Genomic DNA, 20,676 nt, shown 5'->3' with positions numbered 1-20,676 from the left:
GAACTCCAGCGTGACGGACTCGCCTGTTGAACGGCGCAAAGCCCCGTCAAGTTCTGACGAACGTTCGGCGAGGGTCGACATCGAATCTTGAACTGACCTTCAGGGGGTTATCGGGGCTCGGGGTGGACGCTGCTGGCATGAGGACCGCGCACACGAGTACCCCCCAGAACAGCGACGTGCTGAAGGGCCGCTCGCATGCGCCCGCTGACGTCACGATCGTCACGTCGGCTGCGTGCCACCTGTGTGAGGACGCCGTCACGGAACTGGCTGGACGCCGGCACGAGTTGACGCTCACCGTCATCGCGGCCGACACGCCCGACGGCCTGGAGCTGGTGCAACGGCACCGACCGGTCATGTTCCCGCTCGTCCTCATAGACGGCGCCTTCCTCAGCTCCGGCCGGCTGCCCAGGCGCAAGCTTGACAAGACACTCGCAGCCAGGACGCGACAGGCGGTGTCGTCCTGATGGGCGCGGAGCTCCTGGCGACCGGCAGCATCTTGGCGGCCTTCTTTGCCGGCACCGTGGCCCTGTTCGCGCCCTGCTGCATCGTCTTTCTCGCGCCGAGCTACCTCGCGGCGGCCGCCAAGAACGAGCGCTGGCGGCTGCTACCACTCACGTTCGTCTTCACCGCAGGCCTGGCGCTGGTCCTGGTGCCCATCACCCTGGGCGCCAGCCTCCTGGCGGGGGCCATCGCGAAGTACCACGTGCCCCTCTACTGGGGCGGCGGGCTGCTGATGATCGGCCTGGGCGGCCTGGCCCTCTCCGGCCGGATGTGGTCCATGCCGTCCTTCATCAAGGCCCCCGACACCGCCAGGGGTGACAGCGCGACGTTCTTCAGCCTGGGCGTGTTCTCCGGGATCGCCTCAAGCTGCTGTGCCCCTGTGCTCGCCGGAGTGATGACCCTGTCCGCACTCTCGCGGTCACCGGTCGGCGGGGCGGCGCTGGGCTTGGCCTTCGTGTTCGGGATGGTGCTGCCCCTGTTCGTCATGGCCCTCGTCTGGGACAAGGCCCACCTCGGCGAGCGGCGGTGGCTGCGGGCCAAGCCCCTGCACCTGCGGATCGGCTCGCGCACGGTTCGGACCAACACCATCAACGCCGCGGTTGCTGTCGCCTTCACCGGAATGGGTGTACTCGTCATCGGCTTGGCCGGCTCCCCAGACATGACCCGTGGAACCGACGCCCAGTACGCCGCGGGGGCTGGCCTGACCCGCGTCGCGGGGCGGGTCCTCGAGTTCGTCGATCCCGTACCCGAGCCGGTTCTCGGGTTGGGACTGCTCGCACTGGTCGGCGTCTTCGTCTGGGCGACCCTGCGGGAACCGAGTACCAGGAGCGCCGCCCACCGGCCGCGCGAGACCACCGAAACCGGCGACACCGAAGACTCGTCAGCTGCGCCGGGCGAATGTCATGCCTCACACCAACGCGACCACGCACCTGAAAGGGCACCGCGATGACCTCCCGGACCACGACCAAGCGCACTGCCGGACAGGACGCACACCAAGCGCACGCCCGAACCGAGCGGGACCGACTGGCGCGCCGAAAGCGCACGCGACGTCTGATCACGCTGACACTTTCCCTGATCGCCGTCGGCCTGGTTGCCCTCGCCCTCGCAAAGGCCGCGCCCACGAGCACATCGACGGCACAAGCCGCACCCGGCTTCACGCTCAAGACCACAACCGGCACAACCGTGTCGCTGTCCGACTACCGCGGCAAGCCCGTGGTGCTCTACTTCAACGAAGGCGCGGGATGCGGGTCCTGCACCGCGCAGATGGCGGAGATCGAGAAAGACGCGGCCTTCAAGGCTTCCGGCATCACCGTCCTGCCCATCGTCATGAACTCAGCCGAGCAGATCCTGCCCGATCTGCAGCAGTTCGGCGTGACGACGCCCTACCTGCTCGACGACGGCACCGTTTCGAAGGCCTACGGAACGCTCGGCACCGGCATGCACGAGGGCCTACCTGGCCACGGGTTCATCCTCATCGACGCCGACGGCGTCAAGCGCTGGTTCGGCAACTACCCCTCGATGTTCGTCGCCCCCGCCGAGCTGCTGAAGGAAGTCCAGGCTCGACTCTGAAGCATCACACTTCCTGCGCTCAGCGATTGACCCAACCTTGACGGCGCCGACACCCGAAAACCACACGGCCGCCGCATGCTGAAACCAGAGCCACTAGCCCCGACCCGGGACAGGAGAACGTGATGTCCACACCACACGAGGTTCATCCGGTAACCGACCACCACGGGCAGCCCACCAGTCCCCCAGCCCCGCAGCACGACCCGCACACCGGGTCAGGCCGGGGCCACGGGGCGATGATGTGGCTCATGTGCCTGCCGATGGTCATCTTCGCCGTCGTGCTGATGACCACGACATCCGCCGGCGCCGCTGCCCTGATCCCGGCGATCCTCTGCGTCGCGATGATGGCGATGATGATGGGAATGCTCGGCAAGAACGGCGGCCGCTAAGCAGCTGCAGCCCTTGGCGGCACGGGTGGCGGCATCCAGGTGAACATCATGTCAAGCAACGCGCAGCTCACCACAGGCCCGGAAGCATTAGAGCCGGGCCAGGGCCCCCCGCCAGTTCTCGACGCCACGGGAGTGGCGAAGGCCTACACCCGCTGGCGCCGGCTGAGCCGCCGCAAGGTTCCGGTCCTGACCGGGGCCGATCTCGCACTCGCCGCCGGCGAGGTCGTCGGCCTGGTCGGCGAGAACGGGTCGGGTAAAACGACCCTGATGCGCATCCTCGTCGGCGACCTCGCCGCCGACTCCGGCACGGTTCGGCTGTCCGGCACGATGGGTTACTGCCCGCAACAGCCGATCGTCTACCCAAGACTGACCTGCGACGAGCACTTCGAGCTCTTCGGCGCCGCGCATGGAATGAGGCCGGCGGCGCAGCGCGACGCTACGGGCGACCTCTACGCGCAGCTCGGCTTCGAGCGCTACTCCTCCACCCGCGCAGACCAGCTCTCCGGCGGCACGCTGGCCAAGCTGAACCTCGGGCTGGCCCTGCTGCCCGACCCTGACGTGCTGCTCCTCGATGAGCCCTACGCCGGCTTCGACTGGGACACCTACCAGAAGTTCTGGGGCATGGTCGCCGAGCGGCGCACTCGGGGGCGCAGCGTGCTCATCATCAGCCACTTCATCGCCGACGAGCAGCGGTTCGACCGCGTCATCAAACTCAGCGACGGCAGGACTTGGTCGTCGTGACAACGGCACTGCTCGAGCGCAGATTCCTCGCCGACTACGCGCGCACCGGCACCAACATCCTTCTGCTGGTGCTCATCCCGGTGACCTTCGTCATCGTCGCCGCCCCCACCCTCGCAGACGCCGCCAAGGTGCTGGGCGGCGCGCACGAGGGACCCGGCATCGAGACGGTCACAGCAGGCTGGGCCGCTGCCTTCCTGACCGGCATCGCCATGTACTTCCAAGTCGCCTCCTCTCGCGCGTCCGATCGGCGGCTCATCCTGGCCGGCCAGTCCCCCGGTCGATTGGCCGTGGCGCGACTCGTTACGGGGGCCGGCCTGGCCGCGGCCGCGACGATCGCGGCCTTGAGCGCCCTCGCGGCCCGTCAAGGCTGGGCGGATCCAGCGCGGCTCATCGCAGGGACGGCAATGTTCGCGATCGTGTACCTGGCCATCGGGGCAGTGATTGGCGCCGTGGTTCCGACGGCGGTGAACGGGACGGTGCTGTTGCTGTTCGTCTGGATCCTCGACGTCTTCTTCGGTCCTACGTTGAGCGGCTCCACCTCCCCCCTGCTGCGAGTGCTCCCGACCCACTTCATCTCACTGTGGACCGTCAACCAACCGCCCGAGCATGGCGGACCCGCCGCCTTGGTCTGGTCGGGCCTGTGGGTCGTCGGAGCGTTGGCCGTGGCGTACCGGGTCGTTGCGGCTACCGCTCCGGCCAAGAGTCGGTCCGTAGCGACATCGGGAACCGCTTCCGCGCGGGAGTCGCGGCAGCGGTTCCCCAAGCCGCCACGGTCACCGAGCCAGTTCCGTACCGAGTTCGCCATGGCCGTGAAGGACTGGCAACGCACACCATTGCTCTGGGCGCTGCTCGCCGCCGTGCCGGCGGTGTTCATCCTGCTGTCGGCCGCCATCACCCCGCACGGCAGGTCGCGTGTGGTCGTCCGCGAGGCTGGTGTTCAGGTGACGGCCATCGTCGACCCTGCGGTGATCCATCCGGGGACCATGGCCCCCGAGGCGATCGCCTCGCTCGCCGCACTGGTCGGAGTGTTCGTGGTGCTCGACGCGCGGGCGGCCGACCGACGGCTCGTGCTGGCAGGCCAACGCCCGGCCGCCGCCGTTGCCACCCGGATCGCCATGGTGATGATGGCCTCGGTCCTCGTCAGTGGGGTCTCGCTGGCCCTCACGGCCACCGTGTTCACCGCGGAGCGGTGGACCGTCTACGCGCTCGGCAGCCTCATCCTCGCCCTCACCTACGGCCTCATGGGCATGCTCCTCGGCCCGCTCTTCGGGCGTGTCTCCGGAGTGTTCCTGGCATTCTTGCTGCCCTTGATCGACCTCGGTCTCGGCCAGAGCCCCATGCTCGGTGGCGACCCAGCCGACTGGGCGCTCTGGATTCCCGGCTACGGAGGTATGAGACTGCTCATCGACGGTGGGCTCACCCCAACCTTCGACGAGGGCGCCATGCTCCTGGTCGCCCTCGGCTGGATCGCCGTACTGATGTGCGCGGTCTTGGCGCTGCTCAGGCGAATCATCAACTGTCCCATTCCGGGCCGGAGAAGCGACGGAAGTTCGATCGGGAGTTCCGTGAGGGCGCGGTGAGGCTGGTCAACGAGACCGGCAAGAGCATCGCCGCGGCCGCGCGGGAGCTCGGGATCAACGAGCACCCTGGGCAACTGGGTCGTGCTGGACCGGCAGGCCAAGGAGGGCACCACGGGCCTGTCCACCGGGGACATCGCCGAGCCCAAGCGGCTGCGCGCGGAGAACGCCGAGCTGCGGATGGAGCGCGATGTCCTCATTGGATGAGTATGGGGATGCAGGTCACGTTGACCTGTTCGTCGGAAACGGCGAGGGACGGCCTCGATGTCTCGTCACTGGATGGCCTGTTTGAGCTGGTCGCCGTCGTCGTTGCCGGGAGGCGTGATCGGCGCGAGGGAGCAGCCGGGCCGAGCTCTTCGCCAATCTCCTCGACCGCACCCACCAGGAGGCCTCCTGACATGACCAGGCCTCGCTGGTCACGGCCGGGTACCGTGTACGCGCTCAATCCCAGGTCTGCTGCACGGTACCGGGAGCGGCACCTGATCTCCGGGGCGAAGTCGGACGCGGCTGATGCGCACGCGCTGGCCGAGATCGTCCGCCTGGACCGGGCTGCGCACCGCCCGGTGGCCGGGGACAGCACCTTGGCCGAGGGCATCCAGCTCGCCGCTCGGGCCCACCAAGGTTGGTGTGGGAACGCACCCGGCTTGTGCTGCGGCTGCGTAGCGCGCTACGGGAGTTCTATCCCGCTGCCCTGCAGGCCTTCCCCGACCTCGATGAGCCGGACGCGCTCGAGGCGCTCGGCAAGGCCCGTGACCCCGACAACTCCGCCGCGTTGACCCGCCGCACTGTGGTGATGGCCCTGACCAGAGCCCACCGGGCGGCCCGCAGTCGCGCGCCGATGCGCTGCTGCTCGTGCTGCGCACCAAAGAGCTGCGCCAGCCGGCGCCGGTGCAGGCAGCATTCGCGGCGATCGTGACCGCCGAGGTCGCGGTCATCACCACCCTCAACGAGCAGATCGAGATCCTGGGGCAGGTGGTGGGCGAACATTTTGGCCGGCACCCGGCAGCGGAGCTGATCACCAGCCTGCCGGGCCTGGGCGTGGTCCTGGGAGCTCGCCTGCTCCGTGAGTTCGGCGACGACCCCACCCGGTACGTCGATGCCAAAGCACGAAAGTCCTACGCCGGGACCGCACCGATCACCAAAGCCTCCGGCAAGAAGAAGGCAGTGCTCTCCCGGCACGCACGCAACAAGCACCTTGCCGACGCCGTCCACCAGTGGGCCTCCTCCTCGATGCGTGGTTCACCCGGCGCGAGGGCCTACTACCAACAGATCCGAGCCCGCGGCACCAGCCACCAAGCCGCCCTCCGACAGCTCGCCAACCGATGGATCGGCATCCTGCACGGCTGCCTGAAGACCGGCGCCACGTACGACGAAGACACCGCTTGGTCCCACATCCACCAGCGCGCCGCTTGACACAACCAGAACCTGGGATGTCTGCCGCCGAGGGGACGCCTACTCCGTTGGGGCCTACCGCGCCCTCGCCTCCGAAAGGGTTGCCCTTAGTTCGAGTTCAGGGGTCGTGATTTGGAAGATCATCCCCGCGGTTCACCGCGTGTCCGACCCGGTGGCGAGGCCGGCGGGCGGGGGTTCTACGGTGACTTCTTGTGAGTTCGACCACCGCCATGCCGCTGGCCTCGACTGTCCCGACCTTGACACGTCGCGTCTTCCAGCTGGCGACCTTGTTGACGTTTCTGGCGGTTGCTCTCGGTTCACTGGTGTGCGCGAGCGAATCCGGGTTCGAGTGCGGTAATTGGCCTGGGTGTACGGCCTCGGCTCTGCTCCCGTCGGGGCCGGTGAGCTCGTTCTTCTACAAGAACCCCTGGATCGAGATGACGCACCGTACGTCCGCGATCCTCGTCGGCCCGGCGGCGCTGGCCGCCGCGGTCCTGGCGCTTCGGCTCAAGGGTGCGGTGGCGCTGGTCAAGGTCCTGCCGTGGGTGACCGTGGCGGGGGCACTCGTCGCCGGGTACTTCGGCCGGCTGACCGTGCTCGGCCTGCCCGTTCCCGCGTGGGGCGGGGCGCTCGATCTCGGTTCCGCGCTCGCCGCGATGGCGGCGATGGTCGTTGCGACGGTCGCGCTGGAGCGCACGCCGACGCGCCCCTCGCGCTCTCGCGTGAGCAGCTTGGCGTGGGTGAGCGTCACGGTGATGGTCGCCATGCACCTGGTCAGCCTGTTCGCCGCGGGTGCTGGCTCCTACACTCGCTGCCTGAGCTGGCCGGTCTGGGAGCTGCTGGCGGCGGACCGACTTGCGAGCGGGTCTGCCCAGGTCATTCGAATCGGCCTCGCGATCGCCGCGGCGTGCGCTGTCCTGGCCACGAGCTGGTACGCCAGGAACCAGGCGGTGCTGCGCGGTCCGGCAGTCGGCACCGGCGTCCTGCTGGTCATCGTCCTATTCTTCGGCCTTGCCCTGCGGGTGACGCACTCGGACCAACTGGGGGTCCCGTTCTCGGTGGCCACCGTGGTGCTTCTCTGGACGCAGGTACTGCTCGCCGCCCGCGCCTCCCTACGCGTCGGTGACGAACATTAGAGGGATGCACGACCCGGAGGGGCTGCGTGAGCATCTCGCCGCGCCAGCTCGGTGCGCTGGCCGGACGATTGGCGAACGGCTGCCGTACGACGAGAGCACGCTCGGGTTGTCGCTGTGGGTCAGGATCCAAGCCCGACGCGCAAGCGCCTACGCCGGCCCGCTGCCCACACGTGTCGCGCATCGACATGCAGTCGTGTCGCGTGGAAGACGGTTGCAAGCATCCGCATCTGTCGTCCTCAGGTCGGGTCTTCTCCCCACCAGGGTTCCGTGACGACGACCTCGACGTCACATGCGAGTGCGTCTCGCGTCCGGAGAAGGAGGCTTCTGCCTTCGCCCAGCCAAGCACTATCGCCGTTACCGTCGACTGGGATCTTCTCCTCGGCGTACTGGCCGTTCCAGCACTCAAGCTCCTCGACCAGTTCACCGGAGAGGCCAAGCGACTGTAGGTCCGCGGGCTTGCCGTCCTCGGTCAACAACGGCCCCGGACCGTAGTCGGGCCAGAACTCCAACAGGCTCACCACAAAGATCCTGCCAGCCCTTGAATCTCAATGCGAGAGCGTCCTCATCTGCCGCTCCGCGGGCGATCGCCCCACCCGACCATGCCGTGATCGGTCGGTCCTGGAATCGGTGACGTGAGGCCACGTGGGCTCCGCTGAATGGTGCCGGGCTTGTGCACGAACGGGCGAGCCGGCCATCCAGCCCGAACCGCCGACCGGCGGATGGGCGAGGAGGTTCCCGGCCACGACCCGGCCACAAGGGGAACCTCGGCCGAAAGGCTGCATGAAGGCGCGCGCGAATACCACTGTTACACAATGAAATTCGCATGGTGGGCCCCGTCGGGCTCGAACCGACGACCGGCGGAGTTAAGGGGCGATCAGTACCCGCTCAGCCTCACCGCGATCCACGAAATCGTGCGTGGTTCCTACCGGTTCATTGACACTGCGACCCATCCGTTTTGGTGACTGTGTGCCACAAATGTGCCACAGCGGCTCCCTCTCTTCTTCCGCCGACTTACTCAAGCAAAAGGAGCCACTGAAGGACAAGCGATCGGGGCGGCGGCGGGGCTGCTCGGGCGGCCCAGTTTACGAGGGTCACGCGGCCGGCGCACGGGTTGGTGGGCGGACGTGGTGCGGATGGCGCGCTTGCGTGAGCGTACGTTATAACGTACGCTCACGGTGGAGGTGGTCATGGTGACTGCAGTGAGCGCGACGACGGCACGGGCCAACCTGTACCGCCTGATCGACCAGGTCAACGACGAGTCTGAGCCGCTGACCATTACCGGGCAGCGGGGCAACGCGGTGCTGGTCGGGGAGGAGGACTGGCAGGCGATCCAGGAGACGCTGTTCTTGGCCTCCGTCCCGGGTCTGGCCCAGTCCATCCGCGAGGCCCGCGCCGAGGGTATCGAGGCCGGGTCCACCGAGCTCGACTGGTGAGCGCCTGGACGCTGATCTATTCGCGCCAAGCTCAGAAGGACGCCAAGAAGCTGGCATCCTCCGGGTTGAAGACCAAGGCCCAGCGCCTGCTCGACGTCATCAGCGAGGATCCATTCACCACGCCGCCGCGGTACGAGAAACTGGTCGGCGACCTGGCGGGCTGCTACTCCCGGCGCATCAACATCCAACACCGCCTCGTCTACGAGGTCCTTCCCGACCAGCACGTCGTCCACATCCTGCGCATGTGGACGCACTACGAATAGCCGCCGGTACCGTCGCGCACTCTCCGCCGCTCTGACGCGGACGACGATCGCACGACTATGCCTGGTGGAGGGCTAACGCGCCTCCTCGGGTGCCCGCCTGACCGTCAGGGGGTGGGCGAAGAGGTCACGACCTGTCCGGGATAGGTGACGGTGCCCTGGGTGAACACGTGCACGGTCGCAAGCGGTGGGGGGCACGGTTCGGAGTCACAGGCTGCGCCAAGCCGGATGGTGAACTTCCCCGACCCGTCGGCGCCTTCGTTGGTGAAGACCACGGCGGTGGACACGTTGTTTTCGTCTTGGAACGGCCCACTAGGCGACCCCACGCCGTCGGCGTTGACGTCGCCGCCGCCCCGGTGAACGACCGGGCCTGGGCCGTCGAGGATCAGTCGGCCGCGGCATGGCCCGGCGGCCTCGAGCCACCGGTAGTCCTGCCGGGCCATGGTGATGGTGTTGTCGCCGGGCCTCAGGGCGACCGGGTCCAGCGGGTGGGGACTGCCACCCTCGGGGTTGGCTTGCCGATCACGATGCTCAGCCCGGCACACTCACCCGTGGTGACCAGGGCGGCAGGCTGTGGGCGTCCCGTGCCGTCACGTAGCGCCGTCAGTCCCCAGAGGCTGGCGTAACGGTGCCCGCGACCGCGAGGGCCGCCCCCGCCCCGCGGAGTCGGCTGTGGCGTCGGAGCCGGCGAGTGAGCCGGGCAGGCAGCTCGAGCGAGTTGGCCTGCCGGGCGTACAGGTCCATCGTGTCCCTGACGAGCTCATCCAAGGTGTCCATGGTTCAGTCCTTCGGTGCGCGTGCTGCCCGGTCGAGCAGCTCACTGTTGGTGCGCAGAGTCAGATATGCCCGCGATGCCAGGCTTCGCACCGTGCCCGATGCGCAGCCGAGGTGGTCGGCGATCTCGTCGTCGGTGAGCCCTTCGTAGATGCGCAGCACGAGGACCGCGCGCTGCCGAGGTGACAGGACCCCGAGGGCTCGCCACACCAGCAATCGGTCGTCGGTCGGTGCCGCTGGTGCCGACTCGTTGGCCAGCTCGTCATGGGGGACGGGGACCTCAGTCGACCGTCGATGACGACGCGTGGAGATGTACGCGTTGACCATCACCCGACGCCGGTACGCCTCGCTGTGCTCCGGCAGGCCCTCGTGACGCCAACGCCGGTACACCTTCAAGAAGGCGGCCTGCAGCAGGTCCTCGGCGCGATGATGGTCACGGGTCAAAAGAACGCGACACGCAAGAGTTGCTGCTGCCGAGCAGCCACGAACTCCTCGAACTCGGGCAGGTCTCCCTGCATCGCGTCCCTCCCCGGAAGGCTCAGTGCCGTCATAGGAGTAAACGCCGCACTGGCGGCGTCTTGCTGCATCTCTCAGCGCGATTGTCGAGAGAGATCTCCGTCCGCGATCAGTCAATCGCTCGGTTGCTCCCGCCACAACTCGCCGGTGCAAGCCCCTTGTGACGCTCCTGGGTCGTGTCGTGCTCGACCAGGGACTTCACCAGGCGCTGACACGCGCGGCCTTGGCGCGCTCGCCGGCGCGGAACGCTACGGGCCACTGACCGAGGCTCAATCCGCCGGTCAGGCCGGGAAAACGTAGTCCAGCTCGACAGGTCTGCGCTGATCAGCCCCGCTCTAGCGGACCGGTTCGGTGCCTCCACGGGACCGTGTGGCACATTTGTGGCACATCGTCCACGGTCTGTTTCGGCACCTTGCGGGCCCAGTCGTGGATGCTAAAAGGGCGTCTGACCTGCGCAAACGCGTGGTTGGCCCCGTCGGGCTCGAACCGACGACCGGCGGATTAAAAGTCGGTCCGGCGCATGCGGTGCCTTGCGCCCGTGAGGACTTCCGAGCACGGTTGCATCAGTGCTGGTTGCTGTGGTTTGCCGTCGTGTTCCGAGCGAGCGTGCCCCTTTTGCGCCCCCCGGCAGCTCCGCGAGGTGGGCAAAGACGCGAGCTCCGCTTTAGGAGTCCGACTGGGGTCAGATGGATAACCGGAAGCCCTTTCGCTGCAACGGTTTTCAGACTCCTCTATACGAGTTGGCTCTGGCTCATGTCGCGTTTGCAGGAACCTTTCAGGCACTTAGCCTCGATCCACCGATGGGCAGGGTGTAGTGAGGGGATTCAGCGCGTCGGAACATGAGAATGCCCCTGTGGTGCAACAGAATTGGAGTTCTTCAGGCTTCAGTCAGGTCGCACACAAGGGGCACCTCGTAGATGAAACTCTCTCACACCCTGGCTCGGACCTCTGCGGTCTTCGACGACCCGAACCTCGTGTCCTGCGCCGGGCTGGTGCCGGTGATGGCCTTGGCCGACGCCGCAGGCCTACGCACGCTGACCGATGAGCGGCTGACGGTGGCCACGGACAAGGGCGCGAACGCCGGTTTGAAGGTCGCCTCGATCGTGGGTGGGATGCTCGCCGGCGCGGACAGCATCGATGACATGGCGCTGCTGCGCCACGGCGGAATGAGCAAGGTCTTCGCCTCGGCGTAGGCGCCCTCGACGCTCGGGCAGTTCCTGCGCGCGTTCACCTTCGGGCACGTGCGCCAGCTCGACGCGGTCGCAGCCCGGTTCCTGCTCGCCCTGGCCGCACGCACCCGGCTCCTGACGGGCCCGGGTGCACAAGAGGGCATCGGCACCGCACCGGCCGCCGGCGAGTACGCCCTGCTCGATGTCGACGACACGATCATCGAGGTCCACGGCCACCAGAAGCAGGGCGCCGGGTTCGGCTACTCGAGGGTCCGTGGGCTCAACGCGTTCCTGGCCACCCTCACCACCGCCGGACACGCGCCGGTCATCGTCGCGCAGCGGCTACGCAAGGGCTCGTGCGGGTCCCCGCGGGGCGCGGCGCGGCTGATCGGCGACGCCGTCAAACAAGCCCGGCGCCTGCTCGGCAAAGACCGGGCCGTCCTGGCGCGGATGGACTCGGCGTTCTTCGGTGCCCCCGCGGTCCGGGCCGCACTGGCCGGTGGCGCGCACGTGTCCGTGACGGTGCGGATGACGAGCACGATCAAGACCGCGATCACTGGCATCGACGAGAGCGCGTAGACCACGATCGAGTACACCGACGCGATCCGCGACGAGACCACCGGGGCGTGGATCTCCCGGGCCGAAGTCGCCGAGATCCCGTTCACCGCGTTCGCCGCGCAGACGAAGGCCCACCACGTCCCGGGTCGGCTGATCGTGCGCCGCATCCCCGACTTCCACGCCGACGAGAAGAAGGCCGCCGGGCAAGGCACCCTGTTCGACGTGTGGCGCTTCCACGCGTTCTTCACCACCACCGAACCGGACGTGCTGGACACCGTGGCCGCGGACCAGCTCCACCGGCACCACGCGATCATCGAACAGGTCCACGCCGACCTGAAGCACTCCGCCCTCGCGCACCTACCCTCCGGGAAGTTCACCGCGAACGCCGCCTGGCTCGTGCTCGCCGTGATCGCGTTCAACCTCACCCGCGCCGCCGCTACCGTGACCGGCGAGCCCACCTTGGCCAAGTCCACGACCCCGACGATCCGCCGCAAGCTGATCGCGGTCCCGGCCCGGGTCGCGTCCTCCGCGCGGCGCATCACCTTGCACCTGCCCCAGCAGTGGCCCTGGCAGAGCGCGTGGACCCAACTGTTCACGCTCGGCTGCGGGCCACCAACAACGGCCGCACGGACCTGACCACCCCTGCCGGCGACGGCACGAACGACCCCACCGTGGAACACCCCGACAGCGAGGCCGGGCGATCACCCACGCCCCACCCGAGCATCAGCCCGCCAGCGAGATCACGCCGACAACCGAAGGCCCATCGGTGGATCGAGGCTTAGTGTGCCGATGGGCCAGCCTCGCGCTGAGCGTGCCCGCCCAGGTCATCAGGGGGCGGTGGTGCGACGATGTCAACAGGATGACGGCAACGGGGATGGTGATGAGGAAGGCGCCGTTCCCATACCGATCCAGCACCCAAAAGGCCACGGCGACCGCCAGACCGCGGGCACCGAGGAACCGCCAGCCCGCCGCTGTCGTGAAGGTCCATGTGACGGCTTGGCCGATTCCTCGCCAGCTGCGGAGTCCAAGTCGACGCACGTGCGGACTCTATCGGGCGAATGGTCGTATGCCGCGGCGTTCGGAACCAGGAAGACCAGGGAGAGCCACCGAACCCATAGCGGAGCAGGCCAGCACGCCGGAGTGGCCGGGTCAAGGGTGGCCGGAGGCCATCGCGCAGCGACGCGCAGCGCCCTTGACGCGGTCCGGAGGCGTGCGGACAGTGGAGCGTCGGGTCGGCGGCTCGGAGGAAGCAAGCCGCGCGAGTCCCAGGCCGCGGGGCTGGGTGCTTTCCCGGCGCAGGCGCCTACTATCGGATGCATGGCCCAGCCGACCGCGTACAGGTTCCTGTCGGCCTCACCGTCGTCCGGATCATCAGGCATGGAGTACGTGCCCGTCGTCGACCGCCCGCCTGGCCCGCGCATCTCACGCGAGCCCCTTGATCAGTACCCGTATCTCCGCGGGCTGTCGCTTGACTGGCTCGACCGTTACGACGAATCCGCACTCGACGAAGTGGACGAGTTCCTGAGGTCCCATCGGGAGGGAATCGACCGCGAGAGTGCAGGACACGACCTGTCGGTGTACCTGTGCAACTGGGTCGTGGTGAACGTTGAAGCGGCGTATTGGGTGCTCGACCAGTTCGGGACATGCTACGTGGAGCTAGGCGACGTGCAGCTCGATCCGTATCGGCACGTGGTGCAGTGCATCGCCGATCGTCGGCCGGTGGCGCGTCGCTTTGTGCTTCAGGCCTGGAAGCTCGAGCCTCCGGGTCTCGTGTAGCGCGGGGTGCGGTGGGGTGCGCGTAGGCGCGCCAGCGCCGGAGCGCGGGGTCCCATCGCGGGGCCCCGCGCTTCTTCGCGCCGGAGGCGCGCTTGAGCCAGTGCAGAAAGTCCTCACCGCGGGATACCCTGCCTACGTGTCCTGTGCCGGGTGATGCGCGACAGTCTCGCGCCACCTGATGTGCGACACCGGGTCGCGGTTCGGCCAATCTGAGTTGACGTCTCCGTGGGCGTCGGTACTCAAGGAGGCCGGGATTGGCACTGGTTGTCTTGTCTGTCGTTGAGCAGCGGTTGGACGCGGTTCGTGAGGTCCTGTCCGGGGCGGAGGTCACCGAGGTCTCGCTGCGGTATGGCGTGCACCGGGCGACTCTTCACCGGTGGGTGGCGCGGTACCTGACGGATCAGCTGGCGGGGCTGGTGGATCGGTCGCACCGGCCCTCCTCGTGTCCGCATCAGGTGGCGCCCTCGGTCGAGGTCGTTGTGGCAGAGATGCGGCGCCGCCACCCGCGGTGGGGCGCGAAGCGGATCCGGATGGAGCTGCTGCGTAGACCGGTGGAGGGCGTGACGGTGCCCGCGGTGCGCACGATCGTGCGCATCCTGCATCGGCAGGGCCTGGTTCAGGCTCGGCCGCGGAAGAAGCCGCGCAGCGCGTACATCCGGTTCGAGCGGCCGGGGCCGATGCAGCTGTGGGGGATCGACATCGTCGGCGGGATCCGGCTCGTCGACGTGGCCACCGGGGTGGTCCGTGAGGCGAAGCTCGTCACGGGCGTCGATGATCACTCGAGGTACTGCGTGATCGCGGTGGTGGTGGAGCGGGCCACGGGGCGGGCGGTGTGTTTGGCGTTCGCGCAGGCGTTGGCGGCGTTCGGGGTGCCGGAGGAGGTGATCACCGACAACGGCAAGCAGTTCACCGACCGGTTCGGGAAGCACGGCACCCGCAACGGGGAGGTGTTGTTCGACAAGATCTGCCGCCGGAACGCGATCACGCACCGGCTGACCGCACCGGCGTCGCCGAACCAGAACGGGAAGGTCGAGCGGTTCCATGGCACGTTCCGTCCCGACTTCCTCGACGAGGCAGGCCCGTTCACCTCGCTCGAGGCGGCGCAGGCAGCAGTCGACGCGTGGGTCCTCGAGTACAACATCGACCGGCCGCACCAGGCGCTGGACGACAAGCTGCCGGTAACCCCGACGGAGCGGTTCGCCCCGGTGCCGGCCCAGCAGCGGGCGGTGCTGCCGTTGTGGCTGCCGCCGACCCTCGAGTCGGTCGTGGCTCAACCCGAAGCTCAAGCTCAGGCTCAGGGCCCGGCTCGGGAGGAGAGTTCTTGTGCCACAGACGAACCCGCCACCACAGCGCTGGCGGGTATGGGACGGCAGCCGGCGGATGCGGTCGAGCTGGAGCGGGTCGTCGGCCCGTCAGGGAACCTGTCGGTCCGCGGGCAGCAGTTCTGGCTCGGTCCGGCGCGGGTCGGTCAGCTCGTGCGGTTCTGGATCAACTGCGACTTCATCCACCTGACCATCGGCGGGACCCGGGTGAAGACGGTCCGCTCGCACCTGTCCGTGACCGACCTCGCGGTCCTTGCCGCGCAGGGTGCGACGCCCGCGGGACCGCCGCCGCTGGCGTCCTCGCTCGAACCCGGCAGCGTGATCGAGGTCGAACGGGCCGTGGCCCGCGGCGGGACAGTCGCCCTGGGCGGTCATGTCATCCTCGCCGCGGAGATCCTCGGCGGGAGGCAGGTCGGCATCCGGGTCGAGGGCACCACGCTGATGTTCTTCGACCTGGACACCCGCGAGCTGCTGCGCACGAGGCCGAACCCGATCCCCGTTGGGCAGTGGCGGCACCTGCGCGGGGTCCGACCGGCCGGGCCACCGCTGCGGCCCTCGAGCGAGCCGATCACCGTGGAACGACGAGCCTCCAACACCGGAGTCATCACGGTGTGCAAACAGCAGGTCGCCCTCGGCCGCGTCCACGCGCACGAGACCGTCACCGTCCACGTCGCCGAGACCACCCTCACGATCGAGGTCGACGGCGAGACCCGAACCGTGCGCCGCACCACGACCCTGCCGGTGCGTAACATCAAAGGGGACCGACCACGGACGGTCCTCTCAATTTCCTAGGCCAGGTGTCGCACATCAAGTGGCACAGTTTCGTCGCACATCAGGTGGCCCATCACAGATACCCTGCCTACGTGTCCTGTGCCGGGTGATGCGCGGTACTCACGCGTCACTTGATGTGCGGCGCCTGCACCCCCTCGGTTCGCGGAAATGACCGGCGATTTCGAACTCGCCATTCGAACGAGAGCGGCGCGGTCGACGTCTAGGGTTGCCGCATGTTCGTCGTGGAACCGGTGTTCGCTTGGGAGGTGCCGGTCCAGTCCAGCCTGCTTGTTGCGACCGCCATGGCGCGAGGGCGGCCCGCAGCGATGAGCACTGAGCCTCCGCGGCTCAACGGGCGGTCAGACGACGTCGTGGCCGAGCGATACACAGAGCTGGTCCGTCTCTTCAGGGCCTTGCCCACCGTCGAACCCAGAGACCTGGCGGAAATCGCACGGCTGGAAACCTTGCCTGGCACGACCGGGTTCCCGCCGTGGGAGACAGTGGTGATGCGTTCCGGAGCCGACGACGATCCCGCCGTGGTCGCAGCCGCCCGCAGCCTCTGGGAGGCGCTGGGCTCGAACGAGTACACCCTTCACCTGCGGTCTCGGCCGAACACCCTCAGAGGGTTCTTCGCAGGTCGTACCTGGATGGATCTGGGCTTTCTAGGGATGGTGATGTGGGGTGTGGTGGCTGCAGCAGCGCAGGATGCGTGGGGGTGGCCCTGGTGGTTGTTCGTGCCGGTGATCGTGGGCTGGCCCCTCCTTGTTCTCGCGATCTTCCGCAGGCGCTACAACAAGCTTCGACGCATCGGAGGCCGAGAGTTGCCGCACTTCTGAACCGGAGGCCGTCGCGTCCACGAGGGCCAATACGCGTCCTGCGGCATGAGCGGTAAAGGCCACCTTGCAACTGGTGTCCAAAGCCGAAACTCGGGCGCGTGCTTGAGCCCTCCGGCCGTTGCGGACGGGGGGCCACTGGCTCAACTAGTAGCAGGGTGACTGCTCGAACTCCCGACGCGAGACGACTCGCATGAAGTCGTTGTTCTCGTCGCGAGCTTGCTGCTTCAGATTGCCGGTCGGCTCGCCGGCTGGCAGTGGCCGTGTGAAGTCGTAGATCCGCACCTGTCCGGGCTTCATCTTCTTGAGTTCCTCGACGGTGAATAGGACGTATCCGCTGGAGCCTGACCCGTCCTCCGCGCCGGCTGCGAGGTGGTAGACGACCCCTGGCTTCAGCGTCGTTGGAGGGTGCGTGGTTACCCAGCCGCTGGTGGGTTCGCTGAACGACCAGGACGTGGAACCGGTGGCGGCAGGTTTCGCATCCCACGCTGCGACGGCAGGGCTGTTGTCATCGGCGGGCTCGGCCAACACGAAGGCGCGGTCCATGTGGGCTCCGGGACAGATGTGCAAGTAGCCGATCGGTCGACCCGCAGCATCGACGCCCACGCCGATCGTTCCGGTGCTGGGCGGGCCGCAGGCAGCCAGCGCAACCCCGGCAATGAGCGCGACTGCGCTAGCGGCGAGCCTGCGAGTCGCTGACATGCCCGCAACCTAGGGCTGCACAAGGGTCGGAATGTCACCTTGCTCGGCGGCGACACCACATTGTGACGAAGGGCGGGCATGTCGCCGAGCGGTCGGCGGCATGTGCGGACGTCCCTCGCTTCGGGGAGCCCACCGGTTGCCGCCGGCCCCAACGAGGCTAGACGCCGGCGTCGGCCGACAGGTGCCACACTCCGGAGACTCGCTCATACGCGTTGAGGACCGGGTGATCGTTGAGGAGTCGGCGTACGTCGCGCTCATCAACGTGGTCTTCGTCAACGGACAGCCTGCGAAGTCGCCGACACCGGCTCAAGGCGTCGAGGTTCTGTAGGCGCCCTTGAGCGCCGATCCGCAGCCACTCGAGGCTTGGGTGCTCAGCCAGGGGCAGCAGGTCCAGCCCTGAGCCAGACGCTGCCGCGGCGCCGGTGCCGCGTGGCCCGATGAGGCCCAGATCTTTCAGGCGCGGAAGCGCACGCAGACCGGACAGGTCTGTCACCACGTGGTCGGTGACCTCGAACCGTTTCAGCGTCGGGGATTCACCGAGGTCACCCAGGCTCACAGTCGGGCCCGTGCCGTCCCCCTGGCAGATCACGGTCTCCAGGCGGGGCCCGCCGATCAGGTCACCGACCGCCACCCCTCCCGACCCCAAGATCGTCAGGACCTCCAACGTGGGCAGGCCCCGCACGCCCGTCACACCCTGACGTCTCGCATCGATCACCGCAAGGCGCACGCGGGTTAGGCCCGACAAGTCCAGGGCGTTGCCGGCAGCGGGACCGATCAGGGATAGCTCCTGCAACTCAGTCAGGGACGCGACGCACGAGTCATCCACGCCACGCAGCCGCAACTCCAAACCGCGCAGGCCTGGCAGGGAGAGCAGCGGCTCTGTCGTCCGCCCCCGAGCTCGAGTGCTCCAGCGCCACTCGACCTCGGTGGCTCGTCGCTCGGAATAGATCCGAGAGCATTCCTCGGTCCACGCCCCCGACCGGATCAACATCGTCGCGCCCGGACGACGCCCCCGGCCACCTTCGGCTGCGCTTCGCGCAACCACCCTCAGCACGTTGGCCACGACAGCACCTTACTGAGTGGTAAAGACGCGGCTGGCCAGCGGAGGCGCCGTGCCCTGGCATTGGGCTGGACGATTTCTGATCGCGCTTCGCTGCTGTCGTGCCGCCGCTCATCTGCAGGATCGACGGGCTCACCATTCGCCCCATGTCCGGAAGTCCGACGACCCGAGTGGAACCATAGACGCCATGCTGGAGCAGCCCGAACCTGACCCTGCTCTTGACCCGTTTCGTGACGGCGTGGCCGTTCTGCGGCGTGATGAGGAGGTCGCCGGCTATGTGGCGACGACGGTCAGAACCTTTTGGGCGCCTCTCAGTTTCTCCCGCCGTCGTCATTGGTGGGTCTGGTTCATCGTGGTTTGGGCCGACGGGCATCGCGAGATGCGTGACGAGGACTATGCCCCGTGGACAGTCGTCCGCGAGATGCAATCGGGAACCTTCTCATGGGATCAGGATGATGCACACCGCGGGGACTACACCGTTGAGTGGCTCCCTGAGGAAGCACGTCAGGCGGTGCTCTCCGCGCTGAACATTGGGCCGGACGATTTCTGATCCGGCTTCGCTGCTGTCGTGCCGCCGTCCGCTCATCGGCAGGATCGACGGGCTCACCATTCGCGGCAGAAGCGGCCGTTTCAGCTGACCGCCGGCCTCACCTCGAAGGCGACCACGTCCGGCTCGCCCGTGTCATTGCCCCACACGGTCACCGCGCACGTGCCGGGCTCGACCAGAAGGCTGGCGTATTCGCCGTTGTAGACGTCACAGATCGACACTCGCCCCTCCGTCTCGAGAATGAACTCACCGAGACGGCTCAAGCCATCGATGTGTGGCGTCGGTGCGAGTTCCACGGTCGTTGCGCCATCGTCTACCGATAGCACCCCAACCGCCACGCAGTCGCCCGTGGCCGCGACGATTCTGTCCGCGAGGGACTCTGGTGGCGTGTACTCGTCGCGGCCGACCAGCAGCACTACGGAGTTCGGTGGTTCGATCACGTGGGCCACTGGGTCAGCCTGCCATCTGAGCCATGAGTGGGTCGGACCGGGAGGCGGTCATCGGCCGATGGACGAGCGCGATCCGCGGCACGACCGCACGGCGGCATGAGAGCGCGGCCTCGGGCTGCGTATGGCGTGGAAAGATCATGGCTATGCCCGTTCGCCCACCGGCTGGTTGGGCCCTGCCTGGCCCTAGAGGCGGTACTGGACATGAGGGGACTCCTGCAGTGACTGTTCCACGCCGTGGTCGCACGTATCGGTTGACCCGAATTCTGTTCCCCGGCCGCGACTACCGGCGGTTGGACGTGACTGGCCCTTGGGATGAGGACTGCTACGCGGCGTATCTCGCCTACGGCTGTGCGGGCGTCCTGTGGCGCAACCGGGGGAACGCCCGGCCGCCCGACGTCGCGAAGCTGCCTGGACTGCAATGGCTGGAGATCGAAGGGCATACCCGTGACCTGTCATGGGTCTCGCAGTGCACCGACCTGACTTCGCTCATGGCGCAGTTTCGCGTCCGCAAGGGAACCACGAGGGTCCCCACCGTTGACGTCGCACCGTTGAACGGGCTCAGACACCTGATGACCGGCGGTTGCCGGGTACTCGGTTTCACCGATCTGCGCGAACTCGAGACGTTGGACATTGAGGTTTTCGACCCGCCTGATCCTGAGGATCCCGGCCTGCTGGCACGCCTGGCGTCGACGCCCTCCATAATCCGCGTGGCGGCCACAGCACCGTTGGACGTTGACCTCGAGGCCATCGCCTCCGCCGAGCTAGAAGAACTGCGACTTGCGCCGGTCCGACTCCCGGGGCTCGAGCCACTCGGCCGGTGCACCACATTGCACACTCTCGACTTGACGTTGCCCGCAGAGTCATCGCCACTTGACCTCACTCCGTTGAGCCAGCTAGCCAGCCTTGCGATACTCGTCATCCGCGGCGATCGCCCAGTCGCGAACGTCGAGTCCTTGGCGTCGAGTCGCGGACTCCGCGAGGCAGAGATCACGGCGCCTCTCGCGGACACACCCCCGCGCCTCCCGCCCGGGTGGAGCACCAGTGACGACTCGTTGAGCTACACGGTCAGGGGCCCACGAGCGGCACGGATTGTTGGACCTCTTTGGGACTGATGCCGGTGCCGGAGAGACGCTCGCACATCGGCAGTTGAGTAAGTGTTTGGTCAAGGTTCGGCAAGATTCTGGAGTCGCCTCAGGAGCGGTGT

General features: G+C 67.7%; 23 protein-coding genes and 1 pseudogene. 17 read left to right on the top strand and 7 right to left on the bottom strand.

Annotated elements, in window-relative coordinates; all coding sequences use genetic code 11:
- Window positions 1-137 precede the first annotated feature (137 nt).
- The 10 genes from INTCA_RS15110 (at window position 138) to INTCA_RS15070 (ending at window position 7,302) form a co-directional block, all read left to right on the top strand.
- Window positions 138-464: a glutaredoxin gene (locus INTCA_RS15110; RefSeq protein WP_013493792.1), complete on the top strand. Its 327-nt coding sequence runs from the start codon at window positions 138-140 to the stop codon at window positions 462-464.
- The gene (locus INTCA_RS15105) at window positions 464-1,450 is read left to right on the top strand and encodes a cytochrome c biogenesis CcdA family protein (protein ID WP_013493791.1); all 987 of its coding nucleotides are present in this window, start codon (window positions 464-466) and stop codon (window positions 1,448-1,450) included. Before INTCA_RS15110 ends, INTCA_RS15105 begins: the two co-directional genes overlap by 1 nt.
- A complete protein-coding gene (locus INTCA_RS15100) occupies window positions 1,447-2,070 on the top strand; it encodes a peroxiredoxin family protein (RefSeq protein WP_013493790.1) in 624 nt (207 codons plus the stop codon). The genes INTCA_RS15105 and INTCA_RS15100 overlap by 4 nt, the downstream gene beginning before the upstream one ends.
- 122 nt (window positions 2,071-2,192) lie before the next feature.
- The gene (locus INTCA_RS19645) at window positions 2,193-2,456 is read left to right on the top strand and encodes a hypothetical protein (protein ID WP_013493789.1); all 264 of its coding nucleotides are present in this window, start codon (window positions 2,193-2,195) and stop codon (window positions 2,454-2,456) included.
- Between the two features lie 48 nt (window positions 2,457-2,504).
- Entirely contained in the window at window positions 2,505-3,197 is a 693-nt protein-coding gene (locus INTCA_RS15090) for an ATP-binding cassette domain-containing protein (protein WP_013493788.1), read from the top strand.
- A complete protein-coding gene (locus INTCA_RS15085) occupies window positions 3,194-4,777 on the top strand; it encodes an ABC transporter permease (RefSeq protein WP_013493787.1) in 1,584 nt (527 codons plus the stop codon). The genes INTCA_RS15090 and INTCA_RS15085 overlap by 4 nt, the downstream gene beginning before the upstream one ends.
- Window positions 4,778-4,858: 81 nt before the next feature.
- Window positions 4,859-4,981 (top strand): hypothetical protein, encoded by a 123-nt coding sequence (locus tag INTCA_RS20500; protein ID WP_267896152.1) that lies wholly within the window; start codon window positions 4,859-4,861, stop codon window positions 4,979-4,981.
- Window positions 4,978-5,550, top strand: coding sequence for an IS110 family transposase (locus INTCA_RS20675; protein ID WP_083807993.1), 573 nt, complete (start codon window positions 4,978-4,980; stop codon window positions 5,548-5,550). Before INTCA_RS20500 ends, INTCA_RS20675 begins: the two co-directional genes overlap by 4 nt.
- 76 nt (window positions 5,551-5,626) lie before the next feature.
- The gene (locus tag INTCA_RS18800; protein ID WP_052338031.1) at window positions 5,627-6,187 is read left to right on the top strand and encodes an IS110 family transposase; all 561 of its coding nucleotides are present in this window, start codon (window positions 5,627-5,629) and stop codon (window positions 6,185-6,187) included.
- A gap of 380 nt (window positions 6,188-6,567) precedes the next feature.
- Window positions 6,568-7,302 (top strand): hypothetical protein, encoded by a 735-nt coding sequence (locus INTCA_RS15070; protein WP_148236627.1) that lies wholly within the window; start codon window positions 6,568-6,570, stop codon window positions 7,300-7,302.
- Window positions 7,303-7,538: 236 nt separating this feature from the next.
- Here INTCA_RS15070 and INTCA_RS15065 read toward each other — a convergent pair whose 3' ends face one another.
- Complete coding sequence (locus INTCA_RS15065) at window positions 7,539-7,820, bottom strand: hypothetical protein (RefSeq protein WP_013493785.1); 282 nt, start codon at window positions 7,818-7,820, stop codon at window positions 7,539-7,541.
- A gap of 669 nt (window positions 7,821-8,489) precedes the next feature.
- Here INTCA_RS15065 and INTCA_RS15060 point away from each other — a divergent pair.
- Window positions 8,490-8,735 (top strand): type II toxin-antitoxin system Phd/YefM family antitoxin, encoded by a 246-nt coding sequence (locus INTCA_RS15060; RefSeq protein WP_013493784.1) that lies wholly within the window; start codon window positions 8,490-8,492, stop codon window positions 8,733-8,735.
- On the top strand, window positions 8,732-8,998 hold the full coding sequence (locus INTCA_RS15055; protein WP_013493783.1) for a Txe/YoeB family addiction module toxin: 267 nt from the start codon (window positions 8,732-8,734) through the stop codon (window positions 8,996-8,998). Before INTCA_RS15060 ends, INTCA_RS15055 begins: the two co-directional genes overlap by 4 nt.
- A gap of 104 nt (window positions 8,999-9,102) precedes the next feature.
- Here INTCA_RS15055 and INTCA_RS15050 read toward each other — a convergent pair whose 3' ends face one another.
- The 3 genes from INTCA_RS15050 to INTCA_RS15045 all read right to left on the bottom strand — a co-directional run bounded on the left by INTCA_RS15050 (window position 9,103) and on the right by INTCA_RS15045 (window position 10,423).
- Window positions 9,103-9,438, bottom strand: coding sequence for a hypothetical protein (locus tag INTCA_RS15050; protein WP_013493782.1), 336 nt, complete (start codon window positions 9,436-9,438; stop codon window positions 9,103-9,105).
- A 160-nt stretch (window positions 9,439-9,598) separates the two neighbouring features.
- The gene (locus tag INTCA_RS19900; protein WP_013493781.1) at window positions 9,599-9,772 is read right to left on the bottom strand and encodes a hypothetical protein; all 174 of its coding nucleotides are present in this window, start codon (window positions 9,770-9,772) and stop codon (window positions 9,599-9,601) included.
- A 3-nt stretch (window positions 9,773-9,775) separates the two neighbouring features.
- Window positions 9,776-10,423, bottom strand: a complete 648-nt coding sequence (locus INTCA_RS15045) for a SigE family RNA polymerase sigma factor (RefSeq protein WP_244859835.1) — start codon at window positions 10,421-10,423, stop codon at window positions 9,776-9,778.
- A gap of 779 nt (window positions 10,424-11,202) precedes the next feature.
- Here INTCA_RS15045 and INTCA_RS15040 point away from each other — a divergent pair.
- The 4 genes and pseudogenes from INTCA_RS15040 to INTCA_RS15020 all read left to right on the top strand — a co-directional run bounded on the left by INTCA_RS15040 (window position 11,203) and on the right by INTCA_RS15020 (window position 16,717).
- Window positions 11,203-12,648, top strand: a pseudogene (locus tag INTCA_RS15040) (IS1380 family transposase).
- A gap of 681 nt (window positions 12,649-13,329) precedes the next feature.
- Complete coding sequence (locus tag INTCA_RS15030; protein WP_148236625.1) at window positions 13,330-13,788, top strand: hypothetical protein; 459 nt, start codon at window positions 13,330-13,332, stop codon at window positions 13,786-13,788.
- A gap of 254 nt (window positions 13,789-14,042) precedes the next feature.
- Window positions 14,043-15,902, top strand: a complete 1,860-nt coding sequence (locus tag INTCA_RS15025; RefSeq protein ID WP_013493778.1) for an IS481 family transposase — start codon at window positions 14,043-14,045, stop codon at window positions 15,900-15,902.
- Window positions 15,903-16,114: 212 nt separating this feature from the next.
- The gene (locus tag INTCA_RS15020) at window positions 16,115-16,717 is read left to right on the top strand and encodes a hypothetical protein (protein ID WP_013493777.1); all 603 of its coding nucleotides are present in this window, start codon (window positions 16,115-16,117) and stop codon (window positions 16,715-16,717) included.
- 144 nt (window positions 16,718-16,861) lie between these two features.
- Here the strand turns inward: INTCA_RS15020 and INTCA_RS18795 are convergent, their stop codons facing one another.
- Together INTCA_RS18795 and INTCA_RS15010 are read right to left on the bottom strand one after the other, a co-directional pair.
- Window positions 16,862-17,260, bottom strand: a complete 399-nt coding sequence (locus INTCA_RS18795; RefSeq protein ID WP_148236623.1) for a hypothetical protein — start codon at window positions 17,258-17,260, stop codon at window positions 16,862-16,864.
- A gap of 313 nt (window positions 17,261-17,573) precedes the next feature.
- Window positions 17,574-18,479, bottom strand: a complete 906-nt coding sequence (locus tag INTCA_RS15010) for a leucine-rich repeat domain-containing protein (RefSeq protein ID WP_148236621.1) — start codon at window positions 18,477-18,479, stop codon at window positions 17,574-17,576.
- A gap of 184 nt (window positions 18,480-18,663) precedes the next feature.
- Between INTCA_RS15010 and INTCA_RS15005 the strand changes: the two genes are divergently transcribed.
- Window positions 18,664-19,026 carry a hypothetical protein gene (locus INTCA_RS15005; RefSeq protein WP_013493774.1) on the top strand — a complete coding sequence of 121 codons (363 nt, stop codon included), beginning with the start codon at window positions 18,664-18,666 and terminating at the stop codon, window positions 19,024-19,026.
- Between the two features lie 80 nt (window positions 19,027-19,106).
- Here the strand turns inward: INTCA_RS15005 and INTCA_RS15000 are convergent, their stop codons facing one another.
- Window positions 19,107-19,472 (bottom strand): hypothetical protein, encoded by a 366-nt coding sequence (locus INTCA_RS15000; protein WP_013493773.1) that lies wholly within the window; start codon window positions 19,470-19,472, stop codon window positions 19,107-19,109.
- Window positions 19,473-20,676: the final 1,204 nt, after the last annotated feature.

The organism is Intrasporangium calvum DSM 43043, assembly GCF_000184685.1.
GTDB lineage: Bacteria > Actinomycetota > Actinomycetes > Actinomycetales > Dermatophilaceae > Intrasporangium > Intrasporangium calvum.
Note: the sequence above shows the minus strand (reverse complement) of the source record. Positions and strands in the feature narration are given on the sequence as shown.

Excerpts from the sequence above, each read along its gene's own strand:
- INTCA_RS15110 (WP_013493792.1), top strand. The coding sequence starts at position 138 with ATGAGGACCGCGCACACGAGTACCCCCCAGAACAGCGACGTGCTGAAG.
- INTCA_RS15105 (WP_013493791.1), top strand. The coding sequence starts at position 464 with ATGGGCGCGGAGCTCCTGGCGACCGGCAGCATCTTGGCGGCCTTCTTT.
- INTCA_RS15100 (WP_013493790.1), top strand. The coding sequence starts at position 1,447 with ATGACCTCCCGGACCACGACCAAGCGCACTGCCGGACAGGACGCACAC.
- INTCA_RS19645 (WP_013493789.1), top strand. The coding sequence starts at position 2,193 with ATGTCCACACCACACGAGGTTCATCCGGTAACCGACCACCACGGGCAG.
- INTCA_RS15090 (WP_013493788.1), top strand. The coding sequence starts at position 2,505 with ATGTCAAGCAACGCGCAGCTCACCACAGGCCCGGAAGCATTAGAGCCG.
- INTCA_RS20675 (WP_083807993.1), top strand. The coding sequence starts at position 4,978 with ATGAGTATGGGGATGCAGGTCACGTTGACCTGTTCGTCGGAAACGGCG.
- INTCA_RS15060 (WP_013493784.1), top strand. The coding sequence starts at position 8,490 with ATGGTGACTGCAGTGAGCGCGACGACGGCACGGGCCAACCTGTACCGC.
- INTCA_RS15050 (WP_013493782.1), bottom strand. The coding sequence starts at position 9,438 with ATGGCCCGGCAGGACTACCGGTGGCTCGAGGCCGCCGGGCCATGCCGC.
- INTCA_RS19900 (WP_013493781.1), bottom strand. The coding sequence starts at position 9,772 with ATGGACACCTTGGATGAGCTCGTCAGGGACACGATGGACCTGTACGCC.
- INTCA_RS15030 (WP_148236625.1), top strand. The coding sequence starts at position 13,330 with ATGGCCCAGCCGACCGCGTACAGGTTCCTGTCGGCCTCACCGTCGTCC.
- INTCA_RS15020 (WP_013493777.1), top strand. The coding sequence starts at position 16,115 with ATGTTCGTCGTGGAACCGGTGTTCGCTTGGGAGGTGCCGGTCCAGTCC.
- INTCA_RS18795 (WP_148236623.1), bottom strand. The coding sequence starts at position 17,260 with ATGGACCGCGCCTTCGTGTTGGCCGAGCCCGCCGATGACAACAGCCCT.
- INTCA_RS15005 (WP_013493774.1), top strand. The coding sequence starts at position 18,664 with ATGCTGGAGCAGCCCGAACCTGACCCTGCTCTTGACCCGTTTCGTGAC.